The 18,350-nt window shown below is 67.6% G+C and carries 15 protein-coding genes; 10 read left to right on the top strand and 5 right to left on the bottom strand.

Annotation, left to right across the window (positions count from 1 at the left end):
- Positions 1 to 7 precede the first annotated feature (7 nt).
- Positions 8 to 1,495 (bottom strand): leucyl aminopeptidase, encoded by a 1,488-nt coding sequence (locus BJQ95_RS08995; protein WP_130177542.1) that lies wholly within the window; start codon positions 1,493 to 1,495, stop codon positions 8 to 10.
- A gap of 95 nt (positions 1,496 to 1,590) precedes the next feature.
- Here BJQ95_RS08995 and BJQ95_RS09000 point away from each other — a divergent pair, with 95 nt between their 5' ends.
- The 5 genes from BJQ95_RS09000 (at position 1,591) to BJQ95_RS09020 (ending at position 7,519) form a co-directional block, all read left to right on the top strand.
- Positions 1,591 to 2,514: a proteasome assembly chaperone family protein gene (locus BJQ95_RS09000; protein ID WP_130177541.1), complete on the top strand. Its 924-nt coding sequence runs from the start codon at positions 1,591 to 1,593 to the stop codon at positions 2,512 to 2,514.
- Positions 2,515 to 2,569: 55 nt separating this feature from the next.
- Positions 2,570 to 3,904: a nitrate/nitrite transporter gene (locus tag BJQ95_RS09005; RefSeq protein WP_130177540.1), complete on the top strand. Its 1,335-nt coding sequence runs from the start codon at positions 2,570 to 2,572 to the stop codon at positions 3,902 to 3,904.
- A 213-nt stretch (positions 3,905 to 4,117) separates the two neighbouring features.
- Positions 4,118 to 5,506, top strand: a complete 1,389-nt coding sequence (locus BJQ95_RS09010; RefSeq protein WP_370688383.1) for an RNA polymerase sigma factor — start codon at positions 4,118 to 4,120, stop codon at positions 5,504 to 5,506.
- Positions 5,507 to 5,516: 10 nt separating this feature from the next.
- Positions 5,517 to 6,785 carry a MurT ligase domain-containing protein gene (locus tag BJQ95_RS09015; protein WP_130177538.1) on the top strand — a complete coding sequence of 423 codons (1,269 nt, stop codon included), beginning with the start codon at positions 5,517 to 5,519 and terminating at the stop codon, positions 6,783 to 6,785.
- Complete coding sequence (locus BJQ95_RS09020) at positions 6,782 to 7,519, top strand: type 1 glutamine amidotransferase (RefSeq protein ID WP_130177537.1); 738 nt, start codon at positions 6,782 to 6,784, stop codon at positions 7,517 to 7,519. Before BJQ95_RS09015 ends, BJQ95_RS09020 begins: the two co-directional genes overlap by 4 nt.
- A 42-nt stretch (positions 7,520 to 7,561) precedes the next feature.
- Here BJQ95_RS09020 and BJQ95_RS09025 read toward each other — a convergent pair whose 3' ends face one another.
- The gene (locus BJQ95_RS09025) at positions 7,562 to 7,798 is read right to left on the bottom strand and encodes a hypothetical protein (protein WP_130177536.1); all 237 of its coding nucleotides are present in this window, start codon (positions 7,796 to 7,798) and stop codon (positions 7,562 to 7,564) included.
- Between the two features lie 200 nt (positions 7,799 to 7,998).
- On the opposite strand from BJQ95_RS09025, the gene BJQ95_RS09030 reads away from it, so the two are divergent.
- Positions 7,999 to 10,077, top strand: coding sequence for a type IIA DNA topoisomerase subunit B (locus BJQ95_RS09030; RefSeq protein ID WP_205750099.1), 2,079 nt, complete (start codon positions 7,999 to 8,001; stop codon positions 10,075 to 10,077).
- A 21-nt stretch (positions 10,078 to 10,098) separates the two neighbouring features.
- On the opposite strand, the gene BJQ95_RS09035 is transcribed toward BJQ95_RS09030, so the two are convergent.
- Both BJQ95_RS09035 and BJQ95_RS09040 read right to left on the bottom strand, forming a co-directional pair.
- The gene (locus BJQ95_RS09035) at positions 10,099 to 10,800 is read right to left on the bottom strand and encodes an SDR family oxidoreductase (protein ID WP_130177534.1); all 702 of its coding nucleotides are present in this window, start codon (positions 10,798 to 10,800) and stop codon (positions 10,099 to 10,101) included.
- Positions 10,801 to 10,852: 52 nt separating this feature from the next.
- Entirely contained in the window at positions 10,853 to 13,339 is a 2,487-nt protein-coding gene (locus BJQ95_RS09040; RefSeq protein WP_130177533.1) for a DNA topoisomerase (ATP-hydrolyzing) subunit A, read from the bottom strand.
- Between the two features lie 176 nt (positions 13,340 to 13,515).
- Between BJQ95_RS09040 and BJQ95_RS09045 the strand changes: the two genes are divergently transcribed.
- Complete coding sequence (locus tag BJQ95_RS09045; protein ID WP_240694714.1) at positions 13,516 to 14,586, top strand: alkaline phosphatase family protein; 1,071 nt, start codon at positions 13,516 to 13,518, stop codon at positions 14,584 to 14,586.
- Between the two features lie 60 nt (positions 14,587 to 14,646).
- Here BJQ95_RS09045 and BJQ95_RS09050 read toward each other — a convergent pair whose 3' ends face one another.
- Positions 14,647 to 15,243, bottom strand: coding sequence for a DUF3043 domain-containing protein (locus BJQ95_RS09050; protein ID WP_256041599.1), 597 nt, complete (start codon positions 15,241 to 15,243; stop codon positions 14,647 to 14,649).
- Between the two features lie 40 nt (positions 15,244 to 15,283).
- Between BJQ95_RS09050 and BJQ95_RS09055 the strand changes: the two genes are divergently transcribed.
- The 3 genes from BJQ95_RS09055 (at position 15,284) to coxB (ending at position 18,350) form a co-directional block, all read left to right on the top strand.
- Positions 15,284 to 16,720: a dipeptidase gene (locus BJQ95_RS09055; protein ID WP_130177531.1), complete on the top strand. Its 1,437-nt coding sequence runs from the start codon at positions 15,284 to 15,286 to the stop codon at positions 16,718 to 16,720.
- Positions 16,721 to 16,850: 130 nt separating this feature from the next.
- On the top strand, positions 16,851 to 17,207 hold the full coding sequence (gene erpA / locus BJQ95_RS09060) for an iron-sulfur cluster insertion protein ErpA (protein ID WP_130177530.1): 357 nt from the start codon (positions 16,851 to 16,853) through the stop codon (positions 17,205 to 17,207).
- 255 nt (positions 17,208 to 17,462) lie between these two features.
- Positions 17,463 to 18,350 (top strand): cytochrome c oxidase subunit II, encoded by an 888-nt coding sequence (gene coxB, locus BJQ95_RS09065; protein ID WP_130177529.1) that lies wholly within the window; start codon positions 17,463 to 17,465, stop codon positions 18,348 to 18,350.

Raw genomic sequence — 18,350 nt, forward strand, 5'->3', positions numbered from 1 at the left:
GACCCTACTACGGGCGTGAAAAGTCCTCGGCCAGTCGCAGCAGGGTGCGCACCGTCACGCCGGTGGGCCCGGGGGCCGTGAACCCGAGCCCGCCGCCGACAAGCTGGGCGCTGCCGGCGATGTCGAGGTGGGCCCACGGAATGGTGGTTGCGTCGGCGCCCTCGCCGGTCTTGCCGATGAATTCGTTGAGGAAGACCGCTGCCAGGAGCATCCCACCGCCGGTGTTGCCGATCTTGGCGTTCGCGATGTCCGCGACGTCGGAGTTGAGCAGAGCGCGCAGTTCCTCGGGCATCGGCATCGGCCAGGCCAGTTCTCCCTCGGCCTTGCTGGCGGCGAGAACGTGAGCGACGAGGTCGTCGTCGCCGAGCACGGCGGAGTAGCGGGTGCCGAGGGCCACAACGGCAGCGCCCGTGAGTGTCGCCACGTCGATGATCGCGTCCGGGTTCTCCTCTCCGGCCGCGACGAGGCCGTCCGCGAGCACCAGCCGGCCTTCGGCGTCGGTGTTGAGCACTTCGACGGTTCGTCCGCCGCGGATGGTGAGCACGTCGTTGGGACGGATGGCCGAACCGGAGGGCATGTTCTCGGCGATGCACAGCCAGGCCGTGAGCCGCACGTTCAGGCGCAGGCGGGCGGCCGCGATCGTGACGGCCAGCACGGTTGCGGCGCCGGTCATGTCGTATTTCATCCCCACCATCGATGCCGGCGGCTTCAGGGACAGTCCGCCGGTGTCGAAGGTGATGCCCTTGCCCACCAGGGCCAGGTGCTTTGTCGCGCCGATCGGGTCGTAGCTGACCTTGACCAGCCGGGGCGGCCGGGTCGAGCCCTGGCCGACGCCGGCAATCCCGCCGAACCCGTCGGCGACGAGCTGTTCCTCGTCCCACACCGTCAGGGTCACCGGGAGTCCCTCGGCCGCGGCCGCCGCCAAGTCGGCCAGGGAGGCGGGGTAGAGGTCGAGCGGCGGCATGTTGACGAGGTCCTTCACCAGGCTCACGGCGTCGGCGATGATTCCGGCCCGTTCGGACGCGTCCTCGGCGGCCTGGTCGGTGTGCACGGTGATGTCCGCGGCCGGCAGTTTCGTGGACGCCAGCGATGCCGTGCGGTAGGTCGTGAACGAGTACGCACCGAGCGCGGCGCCCTCGAGCACGGCGTCAGCCTGGTCCTGGTCGGTCAACGGCCAGGCGAAGGCCACCGTTGCGGTGCCGGTGAGCTGCCGTACCGCCGAACCGGCGGCGTAGCGCAGCGATTCCGGTGAGACGACAGAGCCCAGTCCGATCACGGCGATGCTGCGGGCGGCACCGACGACGGGCGCGAAACGTACCAGCTGGTCCTTCGTTCCCGACACGCCGACGGCGGCGAACTGTGCGGCGATCTGCTCGAAACCGGGGTCGGCGAGCAGGGTCGGTCCGTCCTTTCCCTGCACGGCGCCGAGGACGATGACGTCTGCGGTGGAGTTGATCGAGGGCTGTGCGGACACGGAAACGCGGGAAACGGTCATGCCTCGATGCTACGGGGCGCAGGTGTTCGCTCTGGGCACCACGGCCTGGCCACGATTCCCTGACGCCGGGCGAAACCTCCGCCTAGAGTTAACGAATGCGCGATCCCGATGAAATCTATACGCTCACTGCGGACGCCGCCGGCGTTCCTGAAGGGCTGCATCTCGTCGCCGGCCTGACCGGATTCGCGGACGCCGGCGGGGCCGTGTCGCAGTTCACCGAATACCTGCTCGCGACCCTCGAGCACGAGGTGATCGCGGAGTTCGACGCCGATCTACTGTTGGACTACCGGGCCAGGCGCCCGATCATCTACTTCGATCAGGACCACCTGACCGATTACCAGCCGCCGAGACTCCGCATGTACCTCGCGCACGACGAGATCGGCCAGCCGTTCCTTCTCCTGGCCGGTTTCGAACCAGACTTCCGGTGGGAGCAGTTCACGGCCGCGGTGCTCGAGCTGGTCGGCCGGTTCACCGTGTCGTCCACGACGTGGGTGCACGCCATCCCGATGCCGGTGCCGCACACCCGGCCCATCGGCGTGACGGTCAGCGGCAACCGCACCGACCTTATCGAGAGCATGTCGGTGTGGCGCCCGCACACCCAGGTGCCCGCGAACGCCCTGCACCTCGTCGAGTTCAGATTGCAGGAAATCGGCGCCTGGACCATCGGCTACGTTCTCCTCATTCCGCACTACCTGGCCGACACCGAATACCCCTCCGCGGCCCTGTCGGCGCTGGAAAGCACCAGCGCGTCCACCGGGCTGATCTTCCCCACCGACCGGTTGCGCGAGAAGAACCGGGAATTCATCGGCCGGATCGACGAGCAGGTTGGCGACAACCCCGAATTGGCCAAACTCGTCGGCACCCTCGAGGAACGCTATGACGCCTACATGGAGGGGAACACCCTGCGGTCGCCGTTGACCGACGAAGACGGTGCGCTGCCGTCGGCGGACGAGATCGCCGCCGAGCTGGAGAAATTCCTCGCGACCAGGCGCGGCCGGGACGACGGCCAGCAGCCGTAGCCTGTCGGCACCCGGGTGGTCAGGTCAGACCGACCATCCGGCTAGATTGAGGCGGGTGAACTCTCGTCGATCCTGGTTGATCTTTTCCTTCGGATCGTTCGTGTACCTGTCCGCCGTCCTGCAGCGCACGTCGCTCGGCATCGCGGGGGTGTCGGCAACCGAACGATTCGGTGGCTCTGCCGCCGTACTGTCCAGCCTGGCCGTGGTGCAGCTGATTGTGTACGCCGCCGCCCAGATCCCGGTCGGGGTTCTGATCGACAGGTTCGGGCCCCGTGTGCTTATGCTCTCCGGCACCGTGCTGATGGTGGCGGGGCAGCTGATTCTCGCCTTCGCACCGTCCATCACGATCGCGGTGGTGGGCCGGATGCTGGTGGGGGCGGGCGACGCCACCATCTTCATCTCGATGATCAGGCTGATCACTTCATGGTTCTCCGGGCGCATCGTGCCCCAGCTCTCGCAATGGTTCGGCAACATCGGCCAGCTGGGCCAGGTGCTCTCAGCCGTGCCGCTGGCGTGGATCCTGCACGAGTTCGGCTGGACGCCGGCGTTCCTGGCAGCCACCCTGGTGGCCTTCGTGGCCTTCGTGGTGGTGGTCGTCGGCATCCGCGACCGGCCGGCCGGTTCGTTCGACCAGCCGCGGCCGAGCGATTGGGGCAGTGCACTGACCCAGCTCCGGCACAGTTTCAGCCGGCCGGGTACCCAATTGGGATTCTGGTCCCACTTCGTCACCCAGTCCTCCGGAACCGTCTTCACCCTGTTGTGGGGTTTCCCGTTCATGGTGTACGGGCTCGGCTACGAGTCGAGCATGGCCGCGGTGATGCTCACCATCCCGGTCGCGGCGGGAATCATCTGCGGGCCGATCCTGGGCGTGCTGACGGCGCGGCATCCGTTGCGGCGCAGCAACATCGTGCTGGGCATCGTCACGGCGATGGCCACAGCGTGGGCGCTGGTGCTCCTGTGGCCGGTGGCCCCGCCCCTCTGGCTCATCGTTCTGCTGCTGATCGTATTGGGCGGTGGCGGCCCCGGGTCGCTGATCGGTTTCGACTTCGCCCGCACCTTCAACCCGCAGCGCAGCCTCGGGTCGGCGAACGGCGTGGTCAACGTCGGCGGATTCCTGGCCAGTTTTGTGATGATGTTCCTGATCGGGGTGCTCCTGGACCTGCAGGACGGCTGGCGCCAGGCGCAGGGCGGGGCCAGCGATCTGTACTCGTTGGACTCGTTCCGGATCGCGTTCACTGTGCAGTTCCTGATCGTCGGCACCGGTGTGGTGATGCTCATCAACACCCGCAAGCGAACCAGGCGTCTGCTCTCTCGTGACGAGGGAATAGAAGTCGCCCCGCTCTGGGTTGAACTCTCTAGGAAGTTGCGGCACCGCAGACGGGGACTGTAGGCAGGCTTGGCTCGGTTTATACACAATCCGTGCAATAATTGTCAATAGGACCCGTTCTGGTTCCTGGGTGCTCCGGCTGTTTGTCGGATGCAATCCCGGGGACTTGACATGGGTCCTAGTACTGCCCAAAAACGTACTGCCCCAAAAACGTACTGCCCCAAAAACGTACAACCCAAAAATCCCCGCTCTTGCGCTGAACCCGGCCCGTGCCGCATGTCAGGAAGAGCGTGGGCGCGCCGCACGCGCACGAACCACGGCATGAGAGGTGTTCGAATGGCAACCCCAACGAAGACAGAGCCCGAATTGAAGACCACCGAGACCGCGCCGGCCGACGGCGCATCGACCGCCACCGTGGCCAAGACGCCCGCGCAGAAGGCCGCCGCGACGCGCGCCGCCAAGGCTGCGGCCGCTGAGGGTGCCGACGCGCCCGAGAAGGCGGCGCCGCGGAAGCGCGCCGCCGCCACCAAGGCCAAGGCGCCCGCGGGCAAGAAGAAGGCCGGGGCTGCCGAAGCCGGCGACGACGAGGTCGCGGCGCCCGGCGAGGAGCACGACGGTGATGATGAAGACTCCACCGACGGCACCGCCAAGCGGGTCGCCCCCGCCGAGCCGCTGCCCAGCGGTGCGCTCGTGTTGTCCCTCGTCGACGACGAGGACGAGGTCCCGGTTTACTCCAGCGCCATCACCGGCGCGACGGCTGACCCGGTCAAGGACTACCTGAAGCAGATCGGCAAGGTCGCGCTGCTCAACGCCGCCGAAGAAGTCGAACTGGCCATGCGTATCGAGGCCGGACTCTTCGCCGAGGACAAGCTCTCCCAGATGACCGACGCCGAGAAGAAGAGCGCGCTCGGACGCGAACTGCAGTGGGTCGCCAAGGACGGCGCCCGCGCGAAGAGCCACCTGCTCGGCGCCAACCTGCGCCTGGTGGTGTCGCTGGCCAAGCGCTACACCGGTCGTGGCATGCAGTTCCTGGACCTGATCCAGGAAGGCAACCTGGGCCTCATCCGTGCGGTCGAGAAGTTCGACTACACCAAGGGCTTCAAGTTCTCCACCTACGCGACCTGGTGGATCCGCCAGGCCATCACCCGGGCCATGGCCGACCAGGCCCGCACCATCCGCATCCCGGTGCACATGGTGGAAGTCATCAACAAGCTCGCCCGGGTGCAGCGCCAGATGCTGCAGGACCTTGGCCGTGAACCCACGCCGGAAGAGCTGAGCCGCGAACTGGACATGACGCCGGAAAAGGTCGTCGAGGTGCAGAAGTACGGCCGCGAGCCGATCTCCCTGCACACCCCCCTCGGCGAGGACGGCGACAGCGAATTCGGTGACCTGATCGAGGACACTGAAGCGGTGGTTCCCGCCGACGCCGTGGGCTTCACCATGCTGCAGAAGCAGCTCGAGAGCCTGCTGGACTCGCTGTCCGAGCGTGAAGCCGGCGTGATCCGGATGCGCTTCGGCCTCGGCGACGGCATGCCCAAGACCCTCGACCAGATCGGTGACACCTTCGGCGTCACGCGGGAGCGTATCCGCCAGATCGAGTCGAAGACCATGGCCAAGCTGCGCCACCCGTCCCGGTCGCAGTCGCTGCGCGACTACCTCGAGTAAAGAGTTGCCTGTGCGGTACGCGCCGGCGATCCTGCTCGGCAGGATCGCGCGCACCCTCGCGCGCTGGCGCAAACCCGGTGGCGGGTCTGCGGTACCCGGCCTGGTGGTCAACACCATCGCGCCCGGGTTCCTCCCGCGCACCCTGAACGGCTTTCCCGGTGGGCTCGTCATCGTGACGGGGTCGGCCGGCAAATCCACGACCACCAAGATGCTCGTTGCCGCCCTGCGCGCCCACGGTCTGTCGGTGTTCACCAACCAGTCGACGGCGAACATCAGCCAGGGTCTCACCTCGGCGCTGCTGGAGCGGGTCAGCCTGACCGGCCGCATCGCGGGCGATATCGCCGTACTGGAAATGGATGAGGGCCATGGCGCGCTGATCTCGGCCACCCTGCACCCGCGCGTGGTCGTGCTGACCAATGTGATGGTCGATCAGATCGACAGGTTCCACGACTCCGACATGGTCGCCGCGATGCTGGCGAAGATCGCCGCACGTGCCACCGGCTCCGTCGTGCTGAACGCCGACGACCTCTACCTGGCCAGGCTGGGGGATGGCATCGCCGCCGGCGTCAGCGTTGCCCGCTACGGCGTGGCTGACGAGGTGCTTGCGGCGAACCCGCACGGATTGGGGTATACCCTCACCTCGCCGACCCGGCTCGAGGCCGCCGACGGCATGATTCTGACCGGCGTCAGCGGGCTCGACGCGAGCGTCCTGGTCGACGGGCGGCTGCACGAGCTGCGATTGCCGGCCAGAGGCACCCACTACGCCGTGGACGCACTCACTGCCCTCGCCGCCGCACGGGCGGCCCTGCTCGACAGGTTCGATGCCGCCGTCGCTGTCGCGGCGATTTCCACCATCCCCCCGGTCTTCGGCCGGGGCGAGATCGTGAAGGTGCGCGGCACCACCGTGGAATTCGTTCTGGTGCAGAACCCGGCCAGCCTGCAGCTGAACGTGGACAGCCTTGACCCTGACACTGAACAGATTCTCGTCGCCATCGGTTCCGATGTGCGCGACCCGTCCTACCTCTGGCCGGCAGACACGTCCGGCCTCGGCCACGTGCTGATCGCCTCGGGTTCGAAAGCCCACGACATCGGCCTGCAGCTGGCCTATGACGGCGTGCTCGTCGACCGGATCGAACCCGACCTCGGCCGGGCGCTCGACGACTTCCTGGCCCTGCCGGAGCCCGCCCGCGGTGTCAAGACCATCATCTTCTCGGCCGACTCGATGCGGCGCACCCGGGCTCACCTCGGCCTGGAGACCAACGAAGCGGACCCGTCATGACAGCAGACCACCCGGCAGACCTGACCATTGTGACCCTGCTGCCGCGGCTGCTGGACACCAACGGCGACGCCGCGAACGCGCGGGTGCTTGCCCAGCGCGCGCGCTGGGCCGGACTGACGGCCAGGATCGTGCCCGTTCAGTCCGCCGCCGACCTTCCCGAGACCGTCGACCTTGTCGTGATCGGATCGGGAACCGACACCGATCTCGCCGCAGCCCGCGACGCCCTCGACACCCTGGCCGCGCCCCTGCGTGCCTGGCTGGCCGGGGGAGTGCCCGTGCTGGCTGTCGGTACCGGGTGGGAACTGCTCAGTGCCGGCCTTGACCTGGCCGACGGCTCGTCGGTCGATGGTCTTGGCCTGGTGGCCGGCCGCGCGAGTGCCCTGCCCGCTCGTGTCGCCGACGATCTCGCCGTCGACGCCGGGGGGCTGCGCCTGCTCGGCTTCGAAAACCATCTCCGCGGCTACGGCGGCGGCCCGACCGCGCTCGGCACGGTCTCCTCCGGCATCGGCAACGGCGACGGCACCGAGGGTGTGGTCGACGGAACCTTCACCGGGACTCATCTGCACGGCCCGGTCCTTGCCCGCAATCCGGAACTCGCCGACCGGCTGCTCCGGTCTGCCTGCGACGCGAGGGGCCTGACCCTGGCTCCGTCCGCGCAGACCGAATCGGTCGACGGCATAGCAAAAGCCGCACGCAACCAAGTTGCTGTGCGGCTCGGCCTCACCTCGGAGTAGTGCGCCCTCGGCGCCGCAGCGGACTGCGGCGCCGAGCGGCGACTACGACTTCTGGTCGTCGAAGAGTCGGCTCGACTCGTCGTGCCAGCTTTCGGCGATGGCCGCGAGCTTCTCTTGGTGCTTGCGTCCGTGGTGGGCGCAGAAGAGCAACTCGCTGTTATTCACGACTACACGAATGTAGGCCTGAGCGCCACAAGCGTCGCAGCGGTCGGCCGCGGTGAGCTGGTGGGGGGCGCCCTGTTGGTCGACGGCACCGTTCTCGGTGGCGATCTGGGACATATTCTCCTCCTCCAGACTGATACCAGGTGATACCAATTGAATCCTTACTCACCATGTAAACACGCTCCGGCCCCGATTGGGCCACAGTTGGGTGACATTTCGCTCACCGCGTAGCACTCGGTGCGGTGAACCCGGCGCATCGGACCCCGCGCGAGTGTCGATCGGAGCGGGACGCGGCCGGGTCGCTATTCTTGTCCCTTGTGAGTTCTGACTATTCCGCCCGCCACCTCTCGGTCCTCGAAGGCCTCGACGCGGTGCGCAAACGCCCCGGCATGTACATCGGCTCGACGGACTCCCGAGGGCTGATGCACTGCCTCTGGGAAATCATCGACAACTCCGTCGACGAGGCGCTCAGTGGCCACGGGTCGTCGATCGGTATCGTGCTGCACCCCGACGAGAGCGTCGAGGTCAGTGACACCGCCCGCGGCATCCCCGTCGACATCGAACCGAAGACCGGACTGTCCGGTGTGGAGGTCGTCTTCACCAAGTTGCACGCTGGGGGCAAATTCGGCAGCGGCTCCTATGCCGCCTCCGGCGGCCTGCACGGCGTCGGCGCCTCGGTGGTGAACGCGCTGTCCGAACGGCTCGACGTCGAGGTCGACCGGGACGGCAAGACCTGGGCGATGTCGTTCCACCGAGGCGAGCCAGGGGTCTTCGCCGACACCGGCGAGAAAAGCCCGGATGCCCCGTTCACGCCCTTCGAGAGCACGAGCGAACTGCGGGTGGTCGGCAAGGTGCGCAAGGGCGTGACCGGGACGCGCATCCGGTACTGGGCCGACCGCCAGATCTTCACCAAGGGCGCAACCTTCCAAACCGAGGACCTGATGGGCCGGGCCCGCCAGACGGCGTTCCTGATTCCGGGCCTCACCATCGACATCGACGACCGGCGCAGCGCCGAGCCCGCGAAAGCGTCCTTCACCTTCGCCGGCGGCATCTCCGAATTCGTGGATCACCTCGCCGTCGACACGCCTATCACCGACACCTGGCGGCTGACCGGCGCCGGAAGCTTCACTGAAACCGTGCCGGTACTCACCGACACCGGCGCGATGATCCCCACCGAGTTGGTCCGGGAGTGCCAGGTCGACATCGCCCTGCGATGGGGGACCGGCTACGACACCGTGATCAAGAGTTTCGTCAACATCATCGCCACCCCCAAGGGCGGTACCCACCAGGCGGGCTTCGACGCGGGCATGCTCAAGTTCCTGCGGGCGCAGGTCGAGCAGAATGCCCGGCGGCTCAAGGTCGGCTCCGACAAGCTGGAGAAGGACGACATCCTCGCCGGCCTGACCGCGGTGCTCACCGTCCGGTTGCCCGAACCGCAGTTCGAGGGTCAGACCAAGGAGGTGCTCGGCACGCCGGCGGTCCGGGCCATCGTGGCCGCCGTGATCAACAAGACCATGACCGAGCGGTTCACCTCGCCCAAGCGCGACGACAAAACCCAGTCGGCGGTGGTGCTGGACAAGATCGTGGCAGAAATGAAGTCGCGCATCTCCGCCCGCGCCCACAAGGAGACGCAGCGGCGCAAGAACGCCCTGGAGAGCTCGTCGTTGCCGGCGAAGCTGGTCGACTGCCGCAGTAACGACGTCGCCCTGAGCGAGCTGTTCATCGTGGAGGGCGACTCGGCCCTCGGCACCGCGAAACTGGCCAGGGACAGCGAGCACCAGGCGCTGCTGCCGATCAGGGGAAAGATCCTCAATGTGCAGAAGGCCTCGGTCTCCGACATGCTCTCCAACCTGGAATGCGCGTCGATCATCCAGGTCATCGGCGCCGGTTCCGGCCGCAGTTTCGACCTCTCCGCCGCACGCTACGGCAAGGTCATCATCATGAGCGACGCGGATGTCGACGGCGCGCACATCCGTACGCTGCTGCTCACCCTGTTCTTCCGCTACATGCGGCCCATGATCGAGGCCGGCCGGATCTTCGCCGCAGTTCCCCCGTTGCACCGGGTGATCGTGATGAACCCCGGCAACAAGCCTAACGAGACGATCTACACCTACTCTGAAATCGAACTCCAGGGCGTGCTCGCCGCACTCAAGAAGAGTGGGAAGCGCTATCAGGATCCTATCCAGCGCTACAAGGGACTGGGCGAGATGGATGCCGATCAGCTGGCGACGACGACCATGGAACGGGCGCATCGCACCCTGCGCCGGGTCCAGGTGGCCGACGCCGAAATGGCGGGAAAGGTCTTCGAACTACTGATGGGCAACGACGTCGCCCCCCGCAAGGAATTCATCATCGACAGCTCGGACAAACTCAGCCGCGAGCGTATCGACGTCTGACCGACGGGCCGCTCACGCCGGTCACACGGGCGCGAAGGCCGTGCTGGGCAGGTCCCGTTCGCCGTCTACGATGCCGCGCACGATTCGGGCGCACACAGCGACGGGGTCAAGGCCGACCGGCAGGCGCGGCGCGGTCCCGCTGATCGGATGCCTAGACAGGGCCGTCTCGGTGTGCCCGGGTCTGGCGTCGATCACCCGGATGCCCACCCGTCGCAGTTCCCGGCCCGCCGCGGACCCGAAAGCGGCCAGTGCGGCCTTCGACGCCGAGTAGGCCGCGAGATTCGCGGTCGGGCTCTCGCTGACCACCCCGCTGAGGGTCAGCAGGAAGGGCGACCGGCCGGCGGCGGCCGATGCCGCGAGGGGCGCGTGGGCGGCCTGGAGCAGCAGCATCGGCGCGGTGGTGTTCACCGCGAAGAGCCGGGCGATGGTGTCGGCGGTGAGCCCCGCCGCCGGACCGAAGGCCACCACCCCCGCGGCCACCACTATTCCGTCGAGTCGGCCGGTCACGGTGGCCGCAACGTCCACGAGCCGTCGCACGGCGGCCGGGTCGGTGAGATCGGCGGCGACGATGGCGCCCGGCAGGCCGAGGGCGGCCAGGACGGCGGGGTCCCTGGCGCTGAGGACCAGGGTCGCCCCGGCGTCGGAGAGCTGGCGGGCGATCTCCCGGCCGAGCCCGCCTGTGGCCCCGACAACGAGGATGGTGGAACCGCGAAGTTCAAGCATGCCCCACCCTACTGCGAACACCCGGCCATCCGGCAGGAGCAGCCGGGAGTGCTCAACCGATTCCCGAGCCGATCGAGCCGATCACGGCATCCAGCATGGTGCCGGAGGCGTCGCGTCGTGCCCAGGTTTCTGGCAGGGTCCGGGCTGTTCCCTCGGCGCCCAGTGCGCGCGCCGGTGCCGCGCCGACCCAGGCCACCCCCAGGACATCCTCGCCCTTGAGGAAACGGTGCGAGCGCACCCCTGACGTGGCTCGTCCCTTGGCGGGGAACTCGGTGAACGCAGACACCTTCGCGCTGCCCGGATCCGTGCCGGGCAGGGTCTGGCTGCCGGAGGCGATCGTCGCGACGACGGCGTTCTCGGCGGCATCGGCGGACAGGCTGGTGAAGAAGACCACCCGCGCTTCCGGACCCAGCTTGATGCCGGCCATCCCGCCCGCCGTTCGGCCCTGCGGGCGCACTGCAGCGGCGGGGAACCGCAACAGCTGCGCGTCGGAGGCCACGAACACGAGCTCGTCGTCCTCGGAGCCCTGAACCGCGCCGACGACCTCGTCACCGGGCTTGAGCGCGATGATCTCAAAATCGGGCTTGTTCGCCCAGTCATTCGGGGTGAGCCGTTTCACCACGCCCTGCCGGGTACCGAGCGCAATGGCCCGGTCGCTGTCCAGGGCCACCAGGGCCCGCACAACCTCGCCGCCGCTGCCCAACGACAGATAGTCGCGCACGCGCACGCCGGCGGCGAGCTGGATCGAGGTTGGCGGCAATCCCGGAAGGTCAACGGGGGAGAACCGGATGAGCCGGCCCCGATTGGTCACGGCCCCGATCTCGCACCGGCTGGTGGTGTCCAGCACCGACAGCACGGCGTCGTGCTTGCTGCGGCGGTGTGCCGGCGTGATTCGTTCGGTCTGGTCGTCGCCGGGTGCCGGCAGGTCGACTCTGGCGATGCGGCCGGTGGTGCTCAGGTACACCCGGGTGGGGGAGTCCGTCACCTCGAGCACGGCCGCCTTCCGGGCGGACGCGCCGGCGATGCTCGGTCGGGCCTCGGTGAGCAGGGTGCGCCGCGGGGTGCCGAACCTGTCGGAAATGGTGGCCAGCTCGTCGGAGACCAGGGTGCGGATGGCCTGCTTGCTGGCGAGCAGGGCCTTGAGCTCCGTGATCTCGGCGAGCAGCTGGTCCCGTTCGGTTTCCAATTCGATCCGGGAGAACCTGGTCAGGCGGCGCAGCCGCAGCTCGAGGATGTATTCCGCCTGCAGCTGGCTGAGGTCGAACACGTCGATGAGGCGGGTGCGGGCCTGGTCGGTGTCGTCGCTGGCGCGAATGACCTGGATAACCTCGTCGATGTCCAGGATCGCGATGAGCAGACCCTCGACCAGGTGCAGCCGTTCCAGTCGGCGGGCCAGTCGGTACGCCGAACGACGCGTGACGACTTCGATGCGGTGGTCGACGTAGACCTGAAGCAACTCCACCAGGCCCAGGGTTTGCGGGCCGCCGTTGACGAGGGCGACGGCGTTGATGTTGAAGGAGTCTTCCAGCGGTGTGACTCGATAGAGCTGTTCGAGCACGGCCTCCGGGCTGAACCCGGTCTTGATCCCGATCACGAGGCGCAGCCCCTTGGTCCGGTCGGTGAGGTCGGTGACGTCCGAGATGCCACTGAGCTTCTTGGAGTTGACCCCGTCCTTGATCTTCTCGATGACCCGCTCGGGGCCCACGAGGTACGGCAGTTCGCTGACGACGAGTCCGGCCTTGCGGGCCGTGATCGCTTCGACGGTCACCTTGGCCCGGGTCTTGAAGCTGCCGCGCCCGGTCAGGTAGGCGTCCTTTATGCCCGCCAAGCCGACGATCGTGCCGCCGGTGGGCAGGTCGGGGCCGGGAATGAACTCCATCAGCTCGTCCAGGGTCGCCCGGGGGTGCGCAAGCAGATGCCGGGCCGCCCCGATGACCTCGATCAGGTTGTGCGGGGCCATGTTCGTGGCCATGCCCACCGCGATGCCGCTGGCCCCGTTGACGAGCAGGTTCGGGTAGGCCGCCGGGAGCACGTCCGGCTGGGTCAGCTGGTTGTCGTAGTTGGGCACGAAGTCCACGACGTCCTCGTCGAGGTGTTCGGTCATCGCCAACGCGGGCGCAGCCAGGCGCGCCTCCGTGTACCGGGGGGCGGCCGGGCCGTCGTCGAGTGAGCCGAAGTTGCCGTGCCCGTCGATGAGCGGCACCCGGAGGGTGAACGCCTGAGCCATGCGCACCATGGCGTCGTAGATGGCCGTGTCGCCGTGCGGGTGCAGTTTGCCCATCACCTCACCCACGACCCGCGCCGACTTGACGTGACCGCGATCGGGCCGCAGGCCCATCTCGCTCATCTGGTACAGGATGCGCCGCTGCACAGGCTTGAGCCCGTCCCTGGCGTCGGGGAGGGCACGCGAGTAGATCACCGAGTAGGCGTACTCGAGGAACGACCCCTGCATCTCCGTGGACACATCGACGTCTTCGATGCGCTCGGTCGATGCAGCGGGCCCCGTGGTGTCTGACACTGTTTTGTCTGAGCGGCTCATTCGTAGATTCTGCTGTGTGGTGCACACCGGCAGGACCGGCGGCACGTGGCTGATGCGCACGGACCGGCGCTGAGGAAACGTGCGGCCGGGTCTATGTCAGACTGGGCCAGATGCCCCCTATGCTACCGGTCCGGCCCTTCAGCGCCGTCCGCCTTGCCGATGTGTTGACAAGTTCCTTGGCGTCGCTGTCGGCCGAGCCGAACCCGCTCGGCCTGCCGAGCACCGGCAAGGCCGTCGTGGTGCTGGCGGATGGTCTGGGCGTCAGCAATCTGCGGGCCAGGGCCGGGCACGCCAGGTTCCTCACCAGCAACCTGGCCAAGGCCGATGTGGTCGACGGGGTATTCCCGGCCACCACCGCCGCGGGTATCGCCTCCCTCGCCACCGGGGTCGCGCCCGGCACCCACGGCCTGGTCGGCTACAGGGTCCTGGACAGCGCGCACGACAGGGTGGTCAACCAGCTCACCGGCTGGGACGAACAGATGGAACCGCACCTCTGGCAGAACCAGCCCACGGTCTTCGAGCGCGCCGCGGAGGCCGGGATCCCCAGCTTCGCCGTCGGACCCAAGCGGTTCGCCGGATCGGGTTTCAGCCAGGCGGTGCTCCGCGGCGCACACTACCTGCCGGCGGAGACCATCGGTGCGCGTTTCGCCGCGGCCCGCGCGGTCTTCGACACCGAGCCCCGGGCGCTGATCTATCTGTACGTGCCGGAGCTCGACATCAGCGCGCACGCCCACGGCTGGGAATCACCGCGCTGGCTGGCCCAGCTGGAGGCATTGGACGCGGAAGCGGCCCGGTTCGCCGGCGGCCTACGGCAGGACGAGGGCATGATCCTCACCGCGGACCACGGTGTCGTCGACGTGCCCGAAGCCAGGCAGGTGCTCTTCGACACCGTGCCGCACCTCGTCGCCGGTGTGCGGCACATCGGCGGCGACCCGCGCTGCCTACAGCTCTACACCGAACCGGGGGTCGACGCGGACGCGCTGGCCGATCACTGGCGTGCGGTGGAGGGTGAGCGAGCCTGGGTCTTCACCAGGGCCGAAGCCGTCGGCGCGGGATTGTTCGGCGCCGTGCGGGCCGAGGCGCTGCCCCGCATCGGCGACGTCATCGTCGCCGCCCGCAAGCTCATCGCCTACTACGACTCCCGGGAACCCAATCAGTCCGCACGCGGCATGATCGGCCAGCACGGTTCGCTCACCGACGAGGAACTGCGCGTTCCACTCGTTCGTCTGGGCGCCTACCGGCGTTGACCGCCGAGCACGAAAAACCCCTCGGAGCGAGAGCTGCGAGGGGTTGCTGTGTGTCGTGGCTCAGGCCGGGTACTGGCCGCGCTTGACCTGCGGTTTCGGCAGGCGCATGACCCGCAGCTGCAGGGCTCGCATGGCCGCGTACCAACGAACCTTCTCGGCCCGGTCGGCACCGAACTTGGCTTCGATCTTCTTGGTCAGGATGAATCCCAGCACTATACAGTCCGCGATCGCCACCAGGAAGAACGCCCAGAGCGCGAGGATGCCGTAGGTCTGCACCGACGGGTCCGGGAAGAACGTGAGCAGGATGACCAGGAACATGACCGGGATCATGAACTCGCCCACGTTGAATCGCGCGTCGATGTAGTCGCGGGCGAAACGCTTCTGCGGTCCGCGCTCACGCGACGGCAGGTACTTGTCCTCGCCGGCGGCCATGCCCAGACGGGCCCGCTCGCGGCCCTCGGCCGACTTGGCGCGGGCCTGTTTGGCGGCGAGCTTGCGGTCGTCCGGAACCAGGGGGCGCTTGTTCGCGGCTTCCTGCACCCGGCGGCTCGGCGTGGGCTGGCCCTTGCCGCCGGGCGTTCCGGCCAGGCGGGCCTTCGTTTCGTCGGCAGACTCGATCGACGGCTCTGCGCCGGGATTTACAGGTTGCTTAGCCACATCAGTTCCTTGCAGTCAGGTTTGCCTTAAGATTACCCGCATGACGGATACCGCGGATACAGAAGCAGGAACCACCCAGCAAGACACGGCGCAAACACTCGAATCCGCGCTGAGGAACGCCGTCGAACGGGAGCTCCCGCGCACCATCGCCGACCTCTGCACGCTGGTGCGGATCCCCTCCGTGTCCTGGGCGGCCTTCGACCGGGAGCACGTGCGCAACAGCGCCGAGGCCGTCGCCGAATTGGCGAGGGAGATCGGCATCTTCGACGCCGTCACTGTCACCCAGGCCGGGATCCCCGGTGCCGACGAACTCGGACAGCCCGCCGTGCTCGCCACCCGCGCGGCCAAGAACGGGCGTCCCACCGTGCTGCTCTACGCCCACCATGACGTGCAACCCCCTGGACTGGACGAACACTGGGAATCGCCCCCGTTCGAACCGACCGTGCGCGGCGACCGACTGTACGGGCGCGGCGCCGCCGACGACAAGGCCGGCGTGATGGCGCATGTCGCCGCGCTGCGCGCCCTCCACGCGGCCACCGGCGGCGACCTCGACCTGGGCCTGGCACTCTTCATCGAGGGTGAGGAGGAGTTCGGCAGTCGCTCGTTCGCCACCTTCCTCAGCGAGAACCGGCAGGCGCTGCGGGCCGACGCGATCGTCGTCGCCGACTCCAACAACTGGGACATCCACACCCCGGCGATCACCACCGGGTTGCGCGGCAACGTCACCTTCCGGCTCACCGTGAGCACCCTGGCGCATGCGTCGCACTCGGGGATGTTCGGCGGCGCCGTTCCGGACGCGATGATGGCGACCATCACACTGCTGGGCACCCTGTACGCCGCGGACGGGTCCGTGGCGATAACGGGTCTCACCAGTCACGACGCACCGACCCCGTCGTACGAGGAATCCGCATTGCGCCAGGAGACCGGCCTGCTCGAGGGCGTCCAGCCGATCGGCCACGGCACGATCCTCAGCCGGATCTGGTCGCAACCCGCGATGACCGTCACCGGCATCGACGCGCCAAGCGTCGCCAACGCGTCCAACACCCTGACCCCCTCCGTCAGCGTGCAGATCAGCGTGCGCATCGCGCCGGGTCAGTCCGCCAAGGAGGCCGCGGCCGCGATCGAGGCTCACCTGCGTCAGAACGCGCCGTTCGGCGCCCACATCCAGATCGACGATCTCGACACCGGAGAACCGTTCTTGGTGGACACCGGGGGATGGGCCGTGGCCGAAACCCGCCTGGCCATGACGGCCGGGTGGGGGGTCAACCCCGTCGACATCGGCGTCGGCGGCTCGATCCCGTTCATCGCGGACCTGGTCCGGGAATTCCCCGACGCCCAGATTCTGGTCACCGGGGTGGAAGACCCGGATTCCCGTGCGCACAGCCCCAACGAGTCACTACACCTGGGCGTCTTCACCCGGGCTGTGCTCAGCGAGGCGTTCCTGCTGGGCCGCCTGAACGCGCGCACCGGACACTGATCAGGCAACCCGTGCCAACGGTCCAGCCCGTTCCCGGGCGGGGCGGATACACTAGGAACAGATTCGCCGGCCGGACCCCATGCGCGTGGGATGCTCACCGAAGCGAAACCGGATAATACCGAGGAGTACCATGACCGACACGATCGAAACCCGCACCGACGCCCACGGCGTCGGCCTCACCGATGTCGCAGCCCAGAAGGTCCGCAGCCTGCTTACCCAGGAAGGCCGCGAAGACCTGCGTCTGCGCGTGGCCGTACAGCCCGGCGGTTGCTCGGGCCTGATCTACCAGCTGTACTTCGACGAGCGCACCCTCGAGGGTGACGCTGTCATGGACTACAACGGTGTTGAGGTCGTCGTCGACAAGATGAGCGTGCCCTATCTGGAGGGAGCCTCCATCGACTTCGAGGACACCATCCAGAAGCAGGGCTTCACCATCGACAATCCCAACGCCGGCGGCAGCTGCGCCTGCGGAGACTCTTTCCACTAGACGTTCCGTTGCCCACGAAGGAGACCGTCCTCGGACGGTCTCCTTCGTACGTAGCCCCGCGGTGACCTTCATCGGGGAACAGGCCCGGGAAACCGCCGGGAACAGGCCCTTCGACCCTGTTGCCGCGCCGGGACCGTGGTCCAAAATTGCCACGGGCCCGTCGTTCGTGCACTCAGCGGGGACCGGCGCGGAGTAAGCTAGAGATGATAAAAGCACTTCCTGTGTAGTGCCCTCACGTCTCCCGAAAGGTCACCGGTGCTCAGAAACCGCCGTCTCCGATGGGCCGCCATTCCGGTCGCAGCAACGCTAGCCATTGTCCTCGCCGGATGTACCCAGGCTCAACTCAACGGGTACCTGCCCGGCTTCGAGGAGGGCGAGGCTCCGGTGACCAACAACACCGAGCGTGTCTCCGGTCTCTGGACCACCTCGTGGATCGTCCTGCTCATCGTCGGTCTGATCACCTGGGGCCTCACCATCTGGGCCGTCGTGGTCTACCGACGCCGCAAGGGCCAGACCGGTCTGCCCGTGCAGCTGCGCTACAACATGCCGATCGAGATCTTCTACACCATCGTTCCGCTGATTCTGGTGCTCGGCTTCTTCGCGTTCACCGCTCGGGACCAGAACGCGATCGAGGCCAGGTTCGATGAACCCGACCTGCAGATCGAAGTGATCGGCAAGCAGTGGGCCTGGGACTTCAACTACGTCACCGACGACGTGTTCACCCAGGGCATCCAGGGTCAGCCCGACCTCGAGGGGGAGAGGGGCGCACTCGTCGAGTCCGAGATCCCCACCCTCGTCCTTCCGGTCGGCAAGAAGATCGAGATCGCCCTGGAGGCGCGCGACGTCATCCACTCTTTCTGGGTCATCGACTTCCTCTACAAGAAGGACATGATTCCCGGCAAGACCAACTACATGTCGGTCATCCCCGAACGCATCGGAACGTACGACGGCAAGTGCGCCGAGCTGTGCGGCGAGTATCACTCCCTGATGCTCTTCAACGTGGAAGTCGTGTCAGAGGCCGACTACGAGGCGTACGTCGACTCGCTCCGCGCAGCCGGCAACGACGGCCAGGTCTCCAACGAATACGACCGCAACTCGAATCTCCCAGGCACCGACGCCCCGACGGCTGAGGAAGGCAACTAG

Origin of the sequence: Cryobacterium sp. SO1 (assembly GCF_004210215.2) — a bacterium.
Taxonomy (GTDB): Bacteria; Actinomycetota; Actinomycetes; order Actinomycetales; family Microbacteriaceae; genus Cryobacterium.

Bases quoted from the DNA above. Each gene is read 5' to 3' on its own strand.
- BJQ95_RS08995 (WP_130177542.1), bottom strand. From the start codon at position 1,495: ATGACCGTTTCCCGCGTTTCCGTGTCCGCACAGCCCTCGATCAACTCC.
- BJQ95_RS09000 (WP_130177541.1), top strand. From the start codon at position 1,591: ATGCGCGATCCCGATGAAATCTATACGCTCACTGCGGACGCCGCCGGC.
- BJQ95_RS09010 (WP_370688383.1), top strand. From the start codon at position 4,118: ATGTCAGGAAGAGCGTGGGCGCGCCGCACGCGCACGAACCACGGCATG.
- BJQ95_RS09020 (WP_130177537.1), top strand. From the start codon at position 6,782: ATGACAGCAGACCACCCGGCAGACCTGACCATTGTGACCCTGCTGCCG.
- BJQ95_RS09025 (WP_130177536.1), bottom strand. From the start codon at position 7,798: ATGTCCCAGATCGCCACCGAGAACGGTGCCGTCGACCAACAGGGCGCC.
- BJQ95_RS09035 (WP_130177534.1), bottom strand. From the start codon at position 10,800: ATGCTTGAACTTCGCGGTTCCACCATCCTCGTTGTCGGGGCCACAGGC.
- BJQ95_RS09040 (WP_130177533.1), bottom strand. From the start codon at position 13,339: ATGAGCCGCTCAGACAAAACAGTGTCAGACACCACGGGGCCCGCTGCA.
- BJQ95_RS09055 (WP_130177531.1), top strand. From the start codon at position 15,284: ATGACGGATACCGCGGATACAGAAGCAGGAACCACCCAGCAAGACACG.
- erpA (WP_130177530.1), top strand. From the start codon at position 16,851: ATGACCGACACGATCGAAACCCGCACCGACGCCCACGGCGTCGGCCTC.